Raw genomic sequence first — 1,414 nt, forward strand, 5'->3', positions numbered from 1 at the left:
CTGAGACCTGATGCCGAGCCGATTGTGGTGAAGTGGATGATCCTATGCTGTCGAGAAAAGCCTCTAGCGAGTTTCATGGCGGCCCGTACCCTAAACCGACTCAGGTGGTCAGGTAGAGAATACCGAGGCGTTCGGGTGAACTATGGTTAAGGAACTCGGCAAAATGCCCCCGTAACTTCGGGAGAAGGGGGGCCATCACTGGTGAGGGAACTTGCTTCCTGAGCTGGGGGTGGCCGCAGAGACCAGCGAGAAGCGACTGTTTACTAAAAACACAGGTCCGTGCGAAGCCGTAAGGCGATGTATACGGACTGACGCCTGCCCGGTGCTGGAACGTTAAGGGGACCGGTTAGTCACATTTCGGTGTGGCGAAGCTGAGAACTTAAGCGCCAGTAAACGGCGGTGGTAACTATAACCATCCTAAGGTAGCGAAATTCCTTGTCGGGTAAGTTCCGACCTGCACGAATGGCGTAACGACTTCTCGACTGTCTCAACCATAGGCCCGGTGAAATTGCACTACGAGTAAAGATGCTCGTTTCGCGCAGCAGGACGGAAAGACCCCGGGACCTTTACTACAGTTTGATATTGGTGTTCGGTTCGGCTTGTGTAGGATAGCTGGGAGACTGTGAAGCTTGTACGCCAGTACAGGTGGAGTCGTCGTTGAAATACCAGTCTGGTCGTGCTGGATGTCTAACCTGGGTCCGTGATCCGGATCAGGGACAGTGTCTGATGGGTAGTTTAACTGGGGCGGTTGCCTCCTAAAGAGTAACGGAGGCGCCCAAAGGTTCCCTCAGCCTGGTTGGTAATCAGGTGTTGAGTGTAAGTGCACAAGGGAGCTTGACTGTGAGACCGACGGGTCGAGCAGGGACGAAAGTCGGGACTAGTGATCCGGCGGTGGCTTGTGGAAGCGCCGTCGCTCAACGGATAAAAGGTACCCCGGGGATAACAGGCTGATCTTCCCCAAGAGTCCATATCGACGGGATGGTTTGGCACCTCGATGTCGGCTCGTCGCATCCTGGGGCTGGAGTCGGTCCCAAGGGTTGGGCTGTTCGCCCATTAAAGCGGTACGCGAGCTGGGTTTAGAACGTCGTGAGACAGTTCGGTCCCTATCCGCTGCGCGCGCAGGAACATTGAGAAGGGCTGTCCCTAGTACGAGAGGACCGGGACGGACGAACCTCTGGTGTGCCAGTTGTTCTGCCAAGGGCATGGCTGGTTGGCTACGTTCGGGAGGGATAACCGCTGAAAGCATCTAAGCGGGAAGCCTGCTTCGAGATGAGTGTTCCCACCTCCTTGAGAGGGTAAGGCTCCCAGTAGACGACTGGGTTGATAGGCCAGATCTGGAAGCCCTGTAAGGGGTGGAGGTGACTGGTACTAATAGGCCGAGGGCTTGTCCTCAGTTGCTCGCGTCCACTGTGTT

1 rRNA gene is annotated in these 1,414 nt (G+C 55.9%); it reads left to right on the plus strand.

From position 1 onward, the window contains the following. Positions 1–1,392: ribosomal RNA gene (locus ACVNF4_RS36005) — 23S ribosomal RNA — on the plus strand; the annotation flags it as partial. Positions 1,393–1,414: the final 22 nt, after the last annotated feature.

The organism is Streptomyces sp. S6 (assembly GCF_054880855.1).